Source organism: Leifsonia sp. NPDC077715 (assembly GCF_040686855.1).
Taxonomy (GTDB): Bacteria; Actinomycetota; Actinomycetes; order Actinomycetales; family Microbacteriaceae; genus Leifsonia.
Window position 1 is genome coordinate 580,288 of the sequence record NZ_JBFBOG010000001.1, and the last position, 14,504, is coordinate 594,791.

16 protein-coding genes are annotated in these 14,504 nt (G+C 71.0%); 6 read left to right on the top strand and 10 right to left on the bottom strand.

Annotation, left to right across the window (positions count from 1 at the left end):
* The first annotated feature begins 17 nt into the window (after positions 1-17).
* The 3 genes from AB0P25_RS02845 to nagA (AB0P25_RS02855) are packed head-to-tail and all read left to right on the top strand — an operon-like array spanning position 18 to position 2,820.
* On the top strand, positions 18-893 hold the full coding sequence (locus tag AB0P25_RS02845; protein WP_363805273.1) for a class II fructose-bisphosphate aldolase: 876 nt from the start codon (positions 18-20) through the stop codon (positions 891-893).
* Positions 890-1,675: a DeoR/GlpR family DNA-binding transcription regulator gene (locus AB0P25_RS02850; RefSeq protein WP_363805274.1), complete on the top strand. Its 786-nt coding sequence runs from the start codon at positions 890-892 to the stop codon at positions 1,673-1,675. Before AB0P25_RS02845 ends, AB0P25_RS02850 begins: the two co-directional genes overlap by 4 nt.
* Entirely contained in the window at positions 1,672-2,820 is a 1,149-nt protein-coding gene (nagA, locus tag AB0P25_RS02855; RefSeq protein WP_363805275.1) for an N-acetylglucosamine-6-phosphate deacetylase, read from the top strand. The genes AB0P25_RS02850 and nagA (AB0P25_RS02855) overlap by 4 nt, the downstream gene beginning before the upstream one ends.
* Before the next feature lie 90 nt (positions 2,821-2,910).
* On the opposite strand, the gene AB0P25_RS02860 is transcribed toward nagA (AB0P25_RS02855), so the two are convergent.
* From AB0P25_RS02860 to AB0P25_RS02880, 5 genes are all read right to left on the bottom strand, one after another.
* Entirely contained in the window at positions 2,911-4,137 is a 1,227-nt protein-coding gene (locus AB0P25_RS02860; protein WP_363805276.1) for an MFS transporter, read from the bottom strand.
* Positions 4,138-4,260: 123 nt separating this feature from the next.
* A complete protein-coding gene (locus tag AB0P25_RS02865) occupies positions 4,261-4,809 on the bottom strand; it encodes an isochorismatase family cysteine hydrolase (RefSeq protein ID WP_363805277.1) in 549 nt (182 codons plus the stop codon).
* The gene (locus tag AB0P25_RS02870; protein WP_363805279.1) at positions 4,806-6,272 is read right to left on the bottom strand and encodes a cytosine permease; all 1,467 of its coding nucleotides are present in this window, start codon (positions 6,270-6,272) and stop codon (positions 4,806-4,808) included. Before AB0P25_RS02870 ends, AB0P25_RS02865 begins: the two co-directional genes overlap by 4 nt.
* A gap of 48 nt (positions 6,273-6,320) precedes the next feature.
* On the bottom strand, positions 6,321-6,737 hold the full coding sequence (locus AB0P25_RS02875) for a PIN domain-containing protein (protein ID WP_363805281.1): 417 nt from the start codon (positions 6,735-6,737) through the stop codon (positions 6,321-6,323).
* Positions 6,734-6,949, bottom strand: a complete 216-nt coding sequence (locus AB0P25_RS02880) for a hypothetical protein (protein WP_363805282.1) — start codon at positions 6,947-6,949, stop codon at positions 6,734-6,736. The genes AB0P25_RS02875 and AB0P25_RS02880 overlap by 4 nt, the downstream gene beginning before the upstream one ends.
* A 71-nt stretch (positions 6,950-7,020) precedes the next feature.
* Here AB0P25_RS02880 and purU point away from each other — a divergent pair, with 71 nt between their 5' ends.
* Genes purU through nagA (AB0P25_RS02895) form a run of 3 tightly spaced genes read left to right on the top strand, consistent with a single transcriptional unit; the run spans position 7,021 to position 9,415 of the window.
* Complete coding sequence (gene purU, locus AB0P25_RS02885; protein ID WP_363805283.1) at positions 7,021-7,884, top strand: formyltetrahydrofolate deformylase; 864 nt, start codon at positions 7,021-7,023, stop codon at positions 7,882-7,884.
* A 23-nt stretch (positions 7,885-7,907) separates the two neighbouring features.
* A complete protein-coding gene (locus AB0P25_RS02890; RefSeq protein WP_363805285.1) occupies positions 7,908-8,270 on the top strand; it encodes a YrdB family protein in 363 nt (120 codons plus the stop codon).
* Positions 8,267-9,415, top strand: a complete 1,149-nt coding sequence (gene nagA, locus AB0P25_RS02895) for an N-acetylglucosamine-6-phosphate deacetylase (protein WP_363805287.1) — start codon at positions 8,267-8,269, stop codon at positions 9,413-9,415. The genes AB0P25_RS02890 and nagA (AB0P25_RS02895) overlap by 4 nt, the downstream gene beginning before the upstream one ends.
* Positions 9,416-9,421: 6 nt before the next feature.
* On the opposite strand, the gene nagB is transcribed toward nagA (AB0P25_RS02895), so the two are convergent.
* The 5 genes from nagB to AB0P25_RS02920 are packed head-to-tail and all read right to left on the bottom strand — an operon-like array spanning position 9,422 to position 14,457.
* Entirely contained in the window at positions 9,422-10,207 is a 786-nt protein-coding gene (gene nagB, locus AB0P25_RS02900; RefSeq protein WP_363805288.1) for a glucosamine-6-phosphate deaminase, read from the bottom strand.
* Positions 10,207-11,103 carry an ROK family protein gene (locus AB0P25_RS02905; protein ID WP_363805290.1) on the bottom strand — a complete coding sequence of 299 codons (897 nt, stop codon included), beginning with the start codon at positions 11,101-11,103 and terminating at the stop codon, positions 10,207-10,209. Before AB0P25_RS02905 ends, nagB begins: the two co-directional genes overlap by 1 nt.
* Positions 11,100-12,665, bottom strand: coding sequence for a beta-N-acetylhexosaminidase (gene nagZ / locus AB0P25_RS02910; RefSeq protein ID WP_363805291.1), 1,566 nt, complete (start codon positions 12,663-12,665; stop codon positions 11,100-11,102). The genes AB0P25_RS02905 and nagZ overlap by 4 nt, the downstream gene beginning before the upstream one ends.
* Complete coding sequence (locus AB0P25_RS02915) at positions 12,662-13,504, bottom strand: carbohydrate ABC transporter permease (protein WP_363805293.1); 843 nt, start codon at positions 13,502-13,504, stop codon at positions 12,662-12,664. Before AB0P25_RS02915 ends, nagZ begins: the two co-directional genes overlap by 4 nt.
* Positions 13,501-14,457, bottom strand: a complete 957-nt coding sequence (locus tag AB0P25_RS02920; RefSeq protein ID WP_363805294.1) for a sugar ABC transporter permease — start codon at positions 14,455-14,457, stop codon at positions 13,501-13,503. The genes AB0P25_RS02915 and AB0P25_RS02920 overlap by 4 nt, the downstream gene beginning before the upstream one ends.
* Positions 14,458-14,504 lie beyond the last annotated feature (47 nt).

The following is a 14,504-nucleotide window of genomic DNA, read 5'->3' on the forward strand; positions in this document are numbered from 1 at the left end:
CCAACGCCGGAGCCGCCATGCCCCTCGTCCCCACCGCCGACCTGCTGCACGCCGCCGTCGGCCGCCGCACCGGCCTCGCCGCCTTCAACGTCATCCAGCTGGAGACGGCCGAGGCGCTGGTGGACGCGGCCGAGCAGACCGGCCTGCCCGTCATCCTGCAGCTGTCGCAGAACGCCGTGGCATACCACGGAGCGCTCGAGCCGATCGCGGCGGCCACCCTCGCGCTGGCCGCCGAGTCGACCGCGCACGTCGCCGTCCACCTCGACCACGCGGAGGACGAGGAGCTGGCCCGGCGCGCGGTGGAGGCAGGGTTCGGCTCGGTCATGTTCGACGGATCCACACTCGACTACGACCGGAATGTGGCCGCGACCATCCGGGTGGTCGAGCACGCCCACGCCAACGACGTGCTCGTGGAGGCGGAGCTCGGCGAGATCGGCGGGAAGGACGGCGCGCACGCCCCCGGAGTCCGCACCGACCCGGACGAGGCCCGTCGCTTCGTCGCGGAGACGGGCGTCGACGCCCTCGCGGTGGCTGTCGGCAGCTCGCACGCCATGACCGAGCGGACCGCCGCGCTCGATCTCGAGCTGATCGCTCGGCTGCGACACGCCGTGCCCGTTCCGCTGGTGCTGCACGGGTCGAGCGGGGTCGCGGATGAGACCATCGAGCAGGCGATCCGCGCCGGGATCACCAAGGTCAACGTCTCCACCCACCTCAACCGGTTCTACACGGACGCCATCCGCGGCTACCTGGATGCGCATCCGGAGGCCGTGGACCCGCGGAAGTACATCGGGGAGGGACGCACCGCGGTGACGGCGGAGGCGGCGCGCCTGATGACCCTGTTCGACGTCGCGAGCCGCGACGCCGCGGGCCGAGTGGAGGCGGGACACCGATGAACAGAGCGGAACGGTTGAACGCCGTGCTCGACCTGCTGGCCGAGGCCGGCCAGGTCGAGGTCGACGACATCGTCGAGAAGCTGGACGTCTCGGCGGCCACCGCGCGCCGCGACTTGGACGCGCTGGCCTCCCAGCAGCTGCTGACCCGCACCCGCGGCGGCGCGATCGGGCAGTCCGTCGCGTACGACCTGCCGATCCGCTACAAGCGCGAGCAGCACGCGCCCGAGAAGCTGCGGATCGCGCAGGCGGCGAGCGCGCTCGTGCCGCGCGGGGCCGTCGTGGGCCTGTGCGGCGGGACGACGAGCACCGCGGTCGCGACCGTGCTCGGTTCGCGGCCGGACCTGATGGAGCCGTCGCCGCACCCCAGCCTCACCGTGGTGACGAACGCCATCAACATCGCCGCGCAGCTCGTGATGCGCCCGCAGATCAAGACCGTGGTGACCGGCGGCGTCGTCCACGCGCGCTCCTACGAACTGGTCGGCCCGTACAGCGACGTGGTGCTCGAGAAGATCACGATGGACATCGCGTTCATCGGCGTGAACGGCATCGACCCCGTGGTCGGCGCGACCGTGCACGACGAGGGCGAGGCGAGCGTCAACTCCCTGATGGCGCGTCGGGCCACGCGCGCGGTCGTTGTTGCGGACTCGTCCAAGATCGGACGGAAGGCGTTCGCCACGCTCGGAGGCCCGAAGGTGCTGACGACGCTCATCACCGACGAGGGCATCACCGCCGAACAGCGTTCCGCGTTCGTGGAGGCGGGCTTCGAGGTGATCGTCGCGTGAGCGGCGACCACCTCATCCACTCGGCGCGGCTGGTCGACGGCGGGACGGTCGTCGAGGATGCGTGGGTGCGCTTCGCGGGCGGCGTCGTCGCGGAAGTCGGGAGCGGGTCGTCGTGGCGGTCGTCGCCGGAGGTCGAGTCGACAGATGCGCGGGGCGGGTGGCTGACGCCCGGGTTCGTCGACATCCACGTGCATGGCGGCGGGGGCGGGAGCTTCGACGACGGCGCCGAGGGCATCGCGCGCGGACTCGACCTGCACCAGCGGCACGGGACGACGCGAGCGGTGATCTCGCTGGTCACGGCGCCGGTCGACGCGCTGGCGTCGCGCGTGCGGACGGTGGCGTCGCTGATGGCGTCGGATTCGCGCATTCTGGGTTCGCACCTCGAGGGGCCGTTCCTCGACGTCGGGCACAAGGGCGCGCACGAGCCGTCGCTACTGCGGCCCTCCACGCCGGCCGACGTCGACGCGCTGCTCAGCGCGGCCGACGGCACCCTCCGCCAGATCACGATCGCACCGGAGCTGCCGGGCGGTATGGACGCGGTGCGCGCCTTCTCCGCCGCCGGCGTCGCGGTCGCGGTCGGGCACACCGGCGCCACGTACGAGCAGGCGCTGGCGGCCTTCGACGCCGGGGCGAGCATCCTCACGCACGCCTTCAACGCGATGCCCGGCGTGCACCACCGCGCGCCGGGGCCGGTCGCGGCGGCCGCTCGCACGCCGGGCGTCACGCTCGAGATCGTCAACGACGGCGTCCACGTGCACCCGGAGGTGGTGCGGATGGCGTTCGCCTCCGCACCGGGACGGCTGGCGCTGGTGACCGACGCCATGGCCGCCGCCGGGTCGGCCGACGGCGACTACCTGCTCGGCTCGCTCGAGGTGGAGGTGCGGGACGGCGTCGCGCGGCTCGCCGGCGGCGGGTCGATCGCGGGATCGACGCTGACGCTGGACGACGCGCTCCGCCGCGCGGTGAAGGAGGTCGGGCTGCCGGTGACGGACGCGGTGCGCGCGGTCACCGAGACGCCGGCGGCCGCCATCGGCCGCGGAGGCGACCTCGGGCGACTGCAGCCCGGCTATCGCGCCGACGCCGTCCTGCTCGACGACCGCTTCGCGGTCCAGCGCGTCTTCCGCGACGGCGTCCCCGTCGCCTGACCGTCGACGCCCACATCTACTCGTCCCAACACGCCGGTAAGTCCCGCGCGATAACGGCGTGTTGGGACCAGTAGATCGCGGGAAGTGGTGTCAGACGGCGACGACGTCGTGGCGGCGCGTCATGCGGCCGACGATGGCGACCAAGACCACCGACACGACGAGCAGCCCGACGTAGCACCACGGCAGCAGCATGAGGCCGCCCGCGTCGAAGATCAGCGAGCCGAGCAGGGCTCCCCCGCCGATACCGACGTTGAACGACGTCGTGTAGAGCGCGCTGGCCGTGTCGCGGAACGCCGCGGACGACGTGTGCAGCAGCCGCGTCTGCAGCAGCGGCGGCAGCGCGCCGAAGGCGAGGCCCCACAGCAGGAATGCGATCAGCGCGGCGACCGGCTGTGCGTACACGAGCGCCAAAGCGGCGACCGAGACACCCGTCACCCCGAGCGCGAGAAGCAGACCGAGCTGCGGGCGGGGGCCCAGCACCGACCCGGCGAGCAGCAGACCGCCGGCCCCCGCGATCCCGTACACGAACAGCAGCGCCCCGACATTCCCGGCCGGGACGCCCATCGGCCCGGTCAGGAACGGAACGACGAACGTGTAGAAGGCGTAGTGGCCGACCATCGTCACGGCGGCGATGAGGCAGACCATGATCACAGCGGGGACGGTGCGGTCCCGCCGCTTCGGGGCGGTGCGGTCCCGGCGGCGGACCCCCACCGCGTCCTCGTCCCGCTCCACCGCGGGCAGGAACCTCCACACGACCAGCGCGCCGACGAACATCAGCGCCGCGATGATCCCGAACGACAGCCGCCAGCCGAACACGTGCCCGGCGAAGGTGCCCAGAGGCACCCCGAGGACGAAGGCGAGCGTCCCGCCGGCCAGGGTGATCGAGACGGCACGGCCGATCTGCTCCTTCGGGACGAGATGCCCGGCGTAGGCGCCGACGATCGACCAGAACATGCCATGCGCGATTCCGCCCAGGATGCGCGAGCCGACGACGAACTCATAGCTCGGCGCGATCGCGGTGAGCGCGTTCGAGAGGCCGAGCACGACCAGGATGCCGATCAGCAGTCCGTGCCGCGACCAGCGCTTGGTCAGCGCGGTCAGTGGCGCGCTCGTCAGAACCACCGTGAACGCGAAGACGGTCACGAGGAGGCCGATCTGCGCCTCGCTCACACCGAGAGAAGCGCTCATGTCCGGCAGCAGGCCGGTGGGGATCATCTCGCTGGTGACCGAGAGGAAGGTGGCCGTGGCGAGGGCGATCAGCCCGGTCCACGGGAACTTGGGTGCGACAGGCACCGGAGTCGTCGAGGTGGCAGTCATGAAGAGTCTGTCCAACGGACGGCGTTCCCCGGCCACTCCGCAACGGGAGGAAACAGAGCCGGGTCGACTACGCGCCCATGTGCGCGCCCAGGGCCGTGCGGGAACCGCCGACCACCGACGATTCTACCGGAGACCGTCCAGCACGCCAGCGCTGTCCGTGATCTCGATCAGCGGGGCGTAGAGCGCCATCGCGTCGAGCGCGCGCTGGTGGTCCGCGTCCGTCAAGCCGGCGCAGGCGTCTGCGGCGACGCGGATGCGCACCCCGGCGTCCGCGGCGCCGAGCGCCGTGGAGAGCACGCAGCAGTCGGTCGAGACGCCGGCGAGCACCACGTCCTGGGACCCGGCGAGCGCGTCGCGGAGGTCGGCGCCCCACTTGCCGAACGTCGGCTCGGTGACCACGGGATGCCCGGTGTCGCGGAAAGCCAGGACGAGGTCGTAGATCGGATCGTCGGCGGGGACCAGTGCGAACGGCCACTGGTCGTAGTACGGCACCCACGCGCCCTCGGGTCTCTGGGGCGCGATGAAGCGCGTGAAGATCACGTCGTCGCCGAACGCGGGCACCATCCCCGCGATCACCGCCTCCGCCTCGGCGAACCTCGGCGTGAACCAGGGGCTGGCCGGGTCGCCGAACACCTGCTGCATGTCGATGACGACGAGCGTCGGGCCGGTCACCGCTCCTCCTGGCGGCGCACCGCGTTCCGCGAGAGCAGGATGGTGCCCAGGTAGCCGATCAGCAGCGCGACCAGCACGCCCAGGTTGGCGAACGCCCAGTCGCCCTCCTTGCCGCCGATCGGGCCCAGGAGGTAGCCCTGCCAGCTCAGCCAGTCGGCGTACGTGTTGGTGACGAGTCCCCAGCCGATGACCGTGCCGATCACGATGAGTGCGATGGGCAGCCAGTTGACGGCGCCGTAGCGTCCGCGCCGGTCGTACAGCTCGGCCTCCGCGTAGTCGCGCCGGCGGAGCTGGATGTCGCCGATGAAGATGCCGCACCACGCGGCGATCGGGACGCCGAGGGTGATGAGGAAACCCTGGAACGGCCCGATGAAGTCGGTCGCGACGAACACGACGTAGACGGCGCCCGCGGTCATGATCACGCCGTCGATCCCGGCCGCCACGTAGCGCGGGACGCGGACCCCGACGCTGAGCAGCGCGAGGCCGGACGAGTAGATGTCGAGCACCGCGCCGCCGACGAGGCCCAGCACGGCGACGATGACGAACGGCACGAGGAACCAGGTCGGCAGGATGGACGCGAGCGCCCCGATCGGGTCGGCGCCGATCGCCTGGCTCAGCTTCGGCGACGAGCCGGCGAGCAGGATGCCGAAGATCAGCAGGATGACCGGCGCGAGCGACGAGCCGAAGGTCGTCCATCCCACCACCGACCCGCTCCGCGCGGACCGCGGCAGGTACCGCGAGTAGTCGGCGGCCGCGTTAACCCAGCCCAGGCCGAACCCGGTGAGCATGAACACGAACCCGCCGATCACGTGCGGCGCGTCTCCCGCGGGCAGCGCAGCCACCGCGCCGAGGTCGATGTGGTTCAGCACCAGCAGGATGTAGACGAGGGTGAGCACGCCGGTGACGATCGTGATCACCATCTGCATGCGCATGATCAGGTGGAAGCCGATCACGCCGCCGATGATGACCAGGGCCACCACGACGATCAGGGCTACCAGCTTGGTGACCCAGCCGCCCTCCCAGCCGAGCTGTTCGAAGACGGTGGCGGTCGCCAGGGCGGCGAGCGAGACGAGCACGGTCTCCCACCCGACCGTGAGCAGCCAGGACAGGAACGAGGGGACCCGGTTGCCCTCGACCCCGAACACGGCGCGGCTGAGCACCATGGTCGGCGCGGAACCGCGCTTGCCGGCGAGCGAGATGATCCCGCACAGCAGGAACGACGCCACGATGCCGATGATGCCGACGATGGTCGCCTGCCAGAACGAGATGCCGAACCCGAGCAGGAACGAGCCGTAGCTCAGCCCGAACACGGACACGTTGGCGCCGAACCACGGCCAGAACAGGTCGCGCGGGCGACCCTTCCGCTCGTGCTCCTGGATGGTGTTGAGCCCGTTCAGCTCGACGTTGAAGGCGGATGCCGCGCCTGTACGGGTGTCGGGCGCATCCTCACCGGTGCTGGTCATGCACCGATCGTGGTGCACCGGCGGTCGCGCGTCAACACGCCGCGCGCGTCACCCGGCCCAGGGATTCAGCACCGGTAGGCCGACACCGACGAAGCCGCGATCGCGCGTGGCGATCGCGTCCGCTTCGGCGGCGATCGCCGTCGCCGCGATCATCGCGTCGGCGAGTGCGATCGGACGGCCGACCGCTTGCCTCAGCGAGCGCACGTTCGCGCACTCGGCCGCTGCGAGCATCCCGAAGGACAGCGTGTGCTGGCGGAACCGCGCCAGCACACGCAGGATCAGCTCCGCCTTGTTGTCCGACCGCCGGCCGTCGTCCATCTGGTTGGCGCCGGTCAGCATCTCGGCGACCGTGATAGTCGTGATGTACAAGGTGTCTGGCGCCTGCGCGCGCATCCAGTCCACCACCCGGTGATCAGGGCGAGATCGAACGAGTTCGGAGACGACGTTCGTGTCGAGGATGATCACTGATCGAGCGCTTCCACACGGTTGCGGATGAAGTCCACCAAGTGCAGCTTTTCGATTCCGGGTCGCGGATCGACGGGTTCGCCCACGGCGGCTTGGCCGATGATGTAGTGAAGCTCTTCATCCACCGTCCTCAGCGAACCCTTCGCCAGCCGCTCGATCGCTTCGTAGATATCCCAATCCACATCGAATGTAACGGTCACCTGCTGCATCATGACGCCTCCAATATGAATATAAATCTCACATACGATCCAGCATAACATCCACCGCCCGCTACCCTGTTCTGGTGACCGACTCCTCCGCCTCCAACCACTGGGTGCTCACGTTCAGCTGCGCCGACCGCCCCGGGATCGTGCACGCGGTCAGCGGCGCGATCGTCGCCGCGCGCGGGAACATCACCGAGAGCCAGCAGTTCGCCAGCACCGACACCGGCCGCTTCTTCATGCGGCTGCAGGTGGAGTCGGAGGCCGGGCGGGAGGAGTTCGAGCAGGCGCTCGCGCCGGTGGTCGAGCGGTTCGGGATGACGCAACGCGTCGACAACGTCGGCCGTCCGCTGCGGACCCTCGTGCTCGTGTCGAAGGCCGCGCACTGCCTCAACGACCTCCTCTTCCGGCAGCGCGCCGGGCAGCTGCCGGTCGAGATCCCGCTGGTGCTGTCGAACCACGAGACGCTCAGCGACCTCGCCGGCTTCTACGGTGTCCCGTTCGAGGCGCGGCCGGTCGTCGGGGCGGACGACAAGGCGGCCTTCGAGGCGCGCATCCTGGAGGCGGTGGAGGAACACGACATCGAGCTGGTCGTCCTCGCCCGGTACATGCAGATCCTCTCGCCCGAGCTGTGCGAGCGGCTGGCCGGGCGGGCGATCAACATCCACCACTCCTTCCTCCCCGGGTTCAAGGGCGCCAACCCCTACCGGCAGGCGCACGCGCGCGGCGTGAAGCTCATCGGTGCAACCGCCCACTTCGTCACCAGCGACCTCGACGAGGGCCCGATCATCGAGCAGAACGTGGTGCGCGTCGACCACACGCAGACCGTCCAGGAGCTCGTGGCGATCGGTCAGGACGAGGAGAGCCGCACGCTCACCCAGGCGGTGAAGTGGTTCGCCGAGGACCGAGTCCTGCTCGACGGCGCACGGACGATCATTTTCCGCTGACCGTCCACGGATAAACTGACCTGGTGACTTCCGCGCCCGACCAGCACGCCCCCGTCAAGGTGGGCGTCAACGACGTGCTCCGGTTCGTCCTCGAACTGTTCGCCATCGTCTCGCTCGGCATCTGGGGCTTCCTCGCGTGGCCGCTGCCGTGGAACATCGTGGTCGGGATCGGCGCGCCGGTCATCGCGATCCTGCTGTGGGCGCTGTTCCGCTCGCCGCGCGCCGTGCTCCGCACCGACCCGTTCGTGAAGGCGATCGTCGAGGTCGTCGTCATGGGCTCCGCCGCCTTCGCCTGGTGGGATCTGGGCCAGCCGATCGTCGCCGTGGTGTTCGCGGTGATCGCCACGGTCAGCGGGGTCATCAACGGCCGACGCGAGTTCGCATGAGCCGCCTCGTCGTCCACAGCGCCCGCAAGGTCGATGCCGACGGGCAGGTGGACGACTTCTGGGTCGTCGCCGACGGCGCGCACATCACCGCGACCGGCACGGGGACGGGATGGCGTCCGAGCGCGGCCGAGGCCGACACCGTCATCGACGCACAGGGCCACTGGCTCACCCCCGGCTTCATCGACCTGCACTGCCACGGCGGCGGCGGCCACCCGTACGACGACGGCGTCGAGGAGATGCGCGCGGCCCTCGTCACCCACCGCGCGCACGGGACGACCCGGGCCCTGATCTCGCACGTCGCCAATCCCCTCGCTTCGCTGCGCGAGAGCCTGGCGATCGTCGCCGAGCTGACCGCCACCGACCCGCTCGTGCTCGGCTCGCACCTCGAGGGCCCGTTCCTCGCACCGGAGCGGCGCGGGGCGCACGACGCGCGCTTCCTCCGCGACCCGGAGCCGGAGGCGGTCGAGCAGCTGATCGCCGCCGCGCGCGGCACCCTCCGCACGGCGACCATCGCCCCCGAGCTGCCGAACGCGCTCGAGGCGATCGGCGTGCTCACGGAGGCCGGCGTGGTCGTCGGCGTCGGTCACACGGCCGCCGACTACGCGCAGGCAGCCCGGGCATTCGAGGTGGGCGCACGGCTGCTGACCCACGCCTTCAACGCCATGCCGGGCATCCATCACCGCGCGCCGGGTCCCATCATGGCCGCGATCGACAATCCCGAGGTGACGCTGGAGCTCATCCTCGACGGGCTCCATGTGCATCCCTCGGTCGCCGCCCTGCTGTTCCGCGAGGCGCCGGGACGCGTGGCGCTGGTGACCGACGCGATGGCCGCCGCGGGCGCCTCCGACGGGAACTACCGCCTCGGCGAGCTCAACGTGACGGTCCACGACGGGCTCGCGGTGCTGTCCGGCACCGAGACGATCGCCGGCTCCACGCTGACCCAGGATGCGGCCCTCCGCAACGCGGTCACCCGCGCCGGCATCGACCCGGTGGACGCGGTGACGGCCCTCACCCGCACCCCCGCGCACGTGCTCGGCGAGGACCACCGGCTGGGCCGCCTGCACACCGGCTACGTGGCCGACGCGGTCCTGCTCGACCACGACTGGCGCGTCCAGACCGTGGTCGCCGACGGGTCCGTCCTGTAACGACGTCTAGAGCGTCTGCCAGGACGGCTTGTTCGCGTACGCGTACCGGTAGTAGTCGATGTTCTTCAGCCGCGACGCCGCCGCCTCGTCCACGAGCACGGTGACGTGCGGGTGCAACTGGACGGCCGATCCGGGGTTCGAGGCTGACACCGGCCCCTCGACCGCCCCGGCCAGCGCCTCCGCCTTGCCCTCGCCGAACGCGAGCAGCATCAGGTGGCGGGCCTTCAGGATGGTCGACAGCCCCTGGGTGATGCAGTGCATCGGGACGTCGTCCTCCGAGTCGAAGAAGCGCGCGTTGTCGCGGCGGGTCTGCTCGGTGAGCGTCTTGACGCGGGTGATCGACGCGAACGAAGAACCCGGCTCGTTGAAGCCGATGTGCCCGTCGGTCCCGATGCCGAGGATCTGCACATCCACCCCGCCCGACTCGGCGATCGCCTTCTCGTACGCGAGCCCGGCGCGCTCGATGCCGCCGAGGGACCCGTTGGGCACGTGGATGAGCGACGGCGTCAGGCCCAGCGGCTCCACGACCTCGCGCGTGATGACCGCGCGATACGACTCGGGGTGTCCTTCCGGCAGCCCGACGTACTCGTCGAGGGCGTAACCGCGGACGTGCGACACGTCGACGCCGCGCGCGCGGATCCCGCGCTCGAGGGCCCGGTACACCGCGAGCGGGGTGGAGCCGGTCGCCAGCCCGAGCACCGTGTCCGGCTTGGCCGCGATGAGGTCGAGGATGCTGCGCGCCGCGAGCTCGCCCGCGGCCTCCTGGTCGCGGACGACGACGATCTCTGCCATCAGTTCTCTCCTACGAGGGCCGCTCCGAGCGCGGCGACGGGGGTTCCTTCGGGGACGAGGCGCACCCTCCCGGGCAGGTCGAGCGACGCCAGGAAGGGCGACGTGCGCTCCCAGTCGTGCAGCACCTCGTGGACGTCGCCGAGCAGGCGCTCCCCCAGGTGGCTCAGGCCTCCGCCGACCACCACGGTGGCGGGGTCGACGGTGAGCACGAGGGCGCGCACCGCGGAGGCGATGCCCGCTGCCAGCCTAGCCGTGATGGCGCGGGCCGCGGGGTCGCCGTCGGCCGCCGCGGCGAAGACGGCGCGGACGGGGAGCGGGTCGTCCGTCGGCCACTGCCGGGCGACCCCCGAGCCGCTGGCGACGGTCTCCAGGCAGCCGCGCTGGCCGCACGCGCACAGCGCACCCTGCGGGTCCACGGGCAGGTGCCCGATCTCGCCGGCGATGCCGGTGCTCCCGCGCCAGAGCCGGCCGTCGACGACGATGCCGGCGGCCATCCCGGTGCCGAGGTTGAGGAACGCCATCGTGCCGGACAGGCCGAGCAGGTGGTAGGCGCCGAGGGCGGCCGCCTTGACGTCGTTCTCGACCCGGACGCCGACGCCCAGCCGCCCGGCGAGCATCCCGCCGAGCTCCAGCCGGTCGAGCCCGAGGTTGACGGCGTGTGCGACGTCTCCGGAGGCCGTGTCGACCATCCCGGGCACGCCGATCCCGATGGACTGGAAGCCTGCGGGCGCGAGACCGGTCAGCTCGCCGAGGCGCGAGACGGCGGTGACGGCCGTCTCCACGACGGCCGCGTGTCCGAAGCCGGTCGCGAGGCGGATGCGCTGCGTCAACGCGCCGCGCTCGTCGACCGCGACGGCGTCGGTCTTGGTGCCGCCGATGTCGATGCCGAGTCTCACGAGTCGTGTCCGAGCAGGCGGAGCAGCGCGCGGCCAACCAGCCGGGAGGCCCCGAAGGTGGCGATGTCGGCGTAGGACCGATCGTCGCTCGGCCAGCCCATGTCGACCACGAGCACGCGCTCGCGCTCGGCGCGCAGCCGGTCGATCGCGGCGCGCGCGAAGGCATGCCGGTGGTTGTCCTTACCGACGACGAGCACCGGCGACTGCGCGGCGAGCACGAGGTCGGGATGGTCGCCCTCCGTGAACAGCACCTCCGGGTTCGCGGCGAACTCCCGCGCCCACGGCGTCCCCGGATCGGCCTCCACCTCGGCGAACGGCCCCCACGGCGCGGTCCCGACCGCGATGTTCGCGACCGTGTCGATCCGCACCACGGAGTACCGTCCGTCGTTCGCGGCCAGCCACTCCCGCGCCTCCGCGCTCACATCGAACGCGCGCTCCGCCGCCGCGACATCCTCGCCCCGCAGTCCGCCCTCCATCGAGTCCGCGAAGAGTGAACGCTTCACCGGCGTGTCGTGTGCATTCTTCGCGGACTCGGCGGTGGGGGCCACCGACTCGGCGAGGGAGCGGACGCGGGCTGCGGCGGCGGCGAGGCGCGCGGGGGTGATGCGGCCGGCGGCGACGGCTGCCGCGATGGCGTCCTCGATCGCGGCGAGCTGCGCGTCCGTGTTCTCGGTGCCGATGCAGAGCAGGTCGCAGCCGGCGGCGAGCGCCAGCACCGCCGCCTCCGGGATGCCGCGGGTGCCAGACGCGCCGTGCATGTCGAGGGCGTCGCTGACGACGACGCCGTCGAAGCCGAGCTCGCCGCGCAGCATCCCCTCGATGATCGCCGGGCTGAGCGTCGCGGGGAGAGTCGCGTCCAGCTGCGGGAGCAGGATGTGCGAGGTCATGACCGCACGCGCCCCGGCCGCGACGACCGCCCGGAACGGCAGGAGCTCACGTGAGCGCAGCTGCTCCGCCGACACGTCGACGACCGGGAGCTCCAGGTGCGAGTCGGCGGCCGTGTCGCCGTGTCCCGGGAAGTGCTTGGCCGCGACCGCGACGCCCGCCGCCTGCAGCCCGCGCGTCCAGGCCGCGCCGTGCTCGGCGACGACCTCGGGCGACGAGCCGAAGCTGCGCACCCCGATCACCGGGTTGTCCGGGTTGGAGTTGATGTCGATGTCGGGCGCGAAGTCGAGGTTCACGCCGGCCCGGCGCAACTCCTCCCCCACGCGCCGTGCGACGTCCTCGGTGTAGGCCGCGTCGCCCAGGCGGCCGAGGATGGCGTTGCCGGGATACGGCGACCCGCTCTCGTAGTAGAGCCGGGTGACGTCCCCGCCCTCCTCGTCGATCGCGACGATCGCCTCCGGGTTGGCGGCGTAGATCGCGTCGGTGAGCTCCCGCAGCTGGGCCGCCGAGGAGATGTTCTGGCCGAACAGGCACACCCCGCCGAGTCCCGCTCGCAACCGCGTAGCGAGCCAGCCGGGCAGCGTCGTCCCGACGAACCCGGGCAGCAGCGTCGCGGCGATGCTGCGGCGGAGGTCCGGGTCGGTCAGTGCGGTGTCGGCGACGGACGCGCCGCTCACCCCTTGACCGCCCCGCTGACGAGCCCGCTCGTCATCCGCCCCTGCACGATGAGGAAGAAGATGATGACCGGCACCGCGACGAGGGTCGACGCGGCCATGACCTGCCCCCAGTCGGTGGCGCGGGAGGCGGACTGCTGCACGAACCCGCGCAGCCACAGCGGCAGGGTCGCACTGCTCGACTGCGGCAGGATGACCAGCGCCACGGTGAACTCGTTCCACGCCTGCAGGAAGGCGTAGACGCCCGAGGCGACCAGGCCCGGCGCGAGCAGCGGGAACGTGATCCGCAGGAACGCCTGCGTGCGGCTGAGTCCGTCCACCATCGCGGCCTCCTCGAGGTCGGCGGGGATGCCGGCGACGAAGCCGCGCAGCATCCAGATGGTGAACGGCACGACGGCGGCGATGTACAGGATGCTGACGCCGATGACCGAGTTGAGCAGGCCGAGCGTCCCCATCAGCTTGTACTGCGCGATGAACAGCCCTTCGGCCGGAAGCATCTGGATGAGCAGCACCGCGAGCACGAACGACCGGCGGCCGCGGAAGCGGAACCGGCTGATCGCCAGCGCCGCCAGGAACGCGAACGCCAGGCAGCACACGACCGTGATCAGCGCGACGGCCACGCTCATCCCGAGCGCAGGGAAGAACGTCCCGCCCTGCACGACGGCGGTGAAGTTGTCGAACGAGCCGCCGAAGGGCAGCCACGTCGGCGTGGTGTTCTGCAGGATGACGTTCGGCAGCAGCGACGAGTTCACCATCCAGTAGACCGGGAACACCCAGACCAGGGCGAGCACGACGCCGAGCGCGCCGAGAAGGATGCGGGAGGGGCGGATGCGGCGAGTCACGATTCGTCCTCCTTGAGAAGGTGTCGCACGTAGAACCAGCTGAGGGCGATGGTGAGCACGAGCACGAAGACGCTGACGGCGCTGGCCATCGCGAAGTCGCTCGAGCCGACGCCGAGCTGGTAGATGTAGGTGCCGAGCAGATTGGTCTCGCTGGCGATCGAGCCCTTGTCCTGCAGCAGCTTGATCTGCGCGAAGACGCGCAGGTCCCAGATGATCTGCAGCAGCAGCACGATCCCGAGCACCGGGCGGATGATCGGCAGGATGATGTAGCGCAGCCGCTGCCAGCCGCGCGCGCCGTCCATCTGCGCGGCCTCGACGACCTCCGTCGAGACCTGCGTCAGCCCGGCGTAGACCGAGAACGCGACGAACGGGACGCTCATCCACGTCACGATCACCATCGCGACGAAGAAGAAGGACAGCGGGTTCTGCAGCCAGTTGTGGTCCTGGAAGTCGAGGCCCCACGAGGTGAGCGTGTAGTTCACGACGCCGCGACGCCAGTCGAACAGCCAGTTCCAGACGGTCATCGCGGCGACGACGGGCATGGCCCAGGCGAGCAGGAGCGAGATCTGCAGGATGATCCGCACGACCCGGTTCACCGCGTTCATGAGCAGCGCCATCCCGACGCCGATGATCACGGTGACGAACGCCGTCACGAGGCAGAAGACGATGGACCGGGCCACGACGACCCAGGTGTACGGGTCGGAGAACAGGGTGATGTAGTTCTCGAACCAGACGAAGTCGGCGGGCTTGCCGAACTGCTGGGCCAGCCCGAAGTGCTGCATCGAGGTGATCAGCTGCCACACGATCGGGTAGCCGAGCGCGACGAGCAGGATGATGACGGCCGGCAGCAGAAGGCCGTACGGGGTGATGCGACCGCGGCGACGCCGGGGCTGATCGGCCGCAGGCGGTGGCGCTGCGGGAAGGATGAGGCGGGTGTCCTCGGTGGCGGTCACGGACGTCTCCTTGCGGGGGATGGTTCAGGGATGCGGTGCGCCGGTCG

Bases quoted from the DNA above. Each gene is read 5' to 3' on its own strand.
- AB0P25_RS02845 (WP_363805273.1), top strand. From the start codon at position 18: ATGCCCCTCGTCCCCACCGCCGACCTGCTGCACGCCGCCGTCGGCCGC.
- AB0P25_RS02880 (WP_363805282.1), bottom strand. From the start codon at position 6,949: ATGATGCAGCAGGTGACCGTTACATTCGATGTGGATTGGGATATCTAC.
- AB0P25_RS02870 (WP_363805279.1), bottom strand. From the start codon at position 6,272: ATGACCAGCACCGGTGAGGATGCGCCCGACACCCGTACAGGCGCGGCA.
- nagB (WP_363805288.1), bottom strand. From the start codon at position 10,207: ATGGCAGAGATCGTCGTCGTCCGCGACCAGGAGGCCGCGGGCGAGCTC.
- AB0P25_RS02850 (WP_363805274.1), top strand. From the start codon at position 890: ATGAACAGAGCGGAACGGTTGAACGCCGTGCTCGACCTGCTGGCCGAG.
- nagA (WP_363805287.1), top strand. From the start codon at position 8,267: ATGAGCCGCCTCGTCGTCCACAGCGCCCGCAAGGTCGATGCCGACGGG.
- AB0P25_RS02860 (WP_363805276.1), bottom strand. From the start codon at position 4,137: ATGACTGCCACCTCGACGACTCCGGTGCCTGTCGCACCCAAGTTCCCG.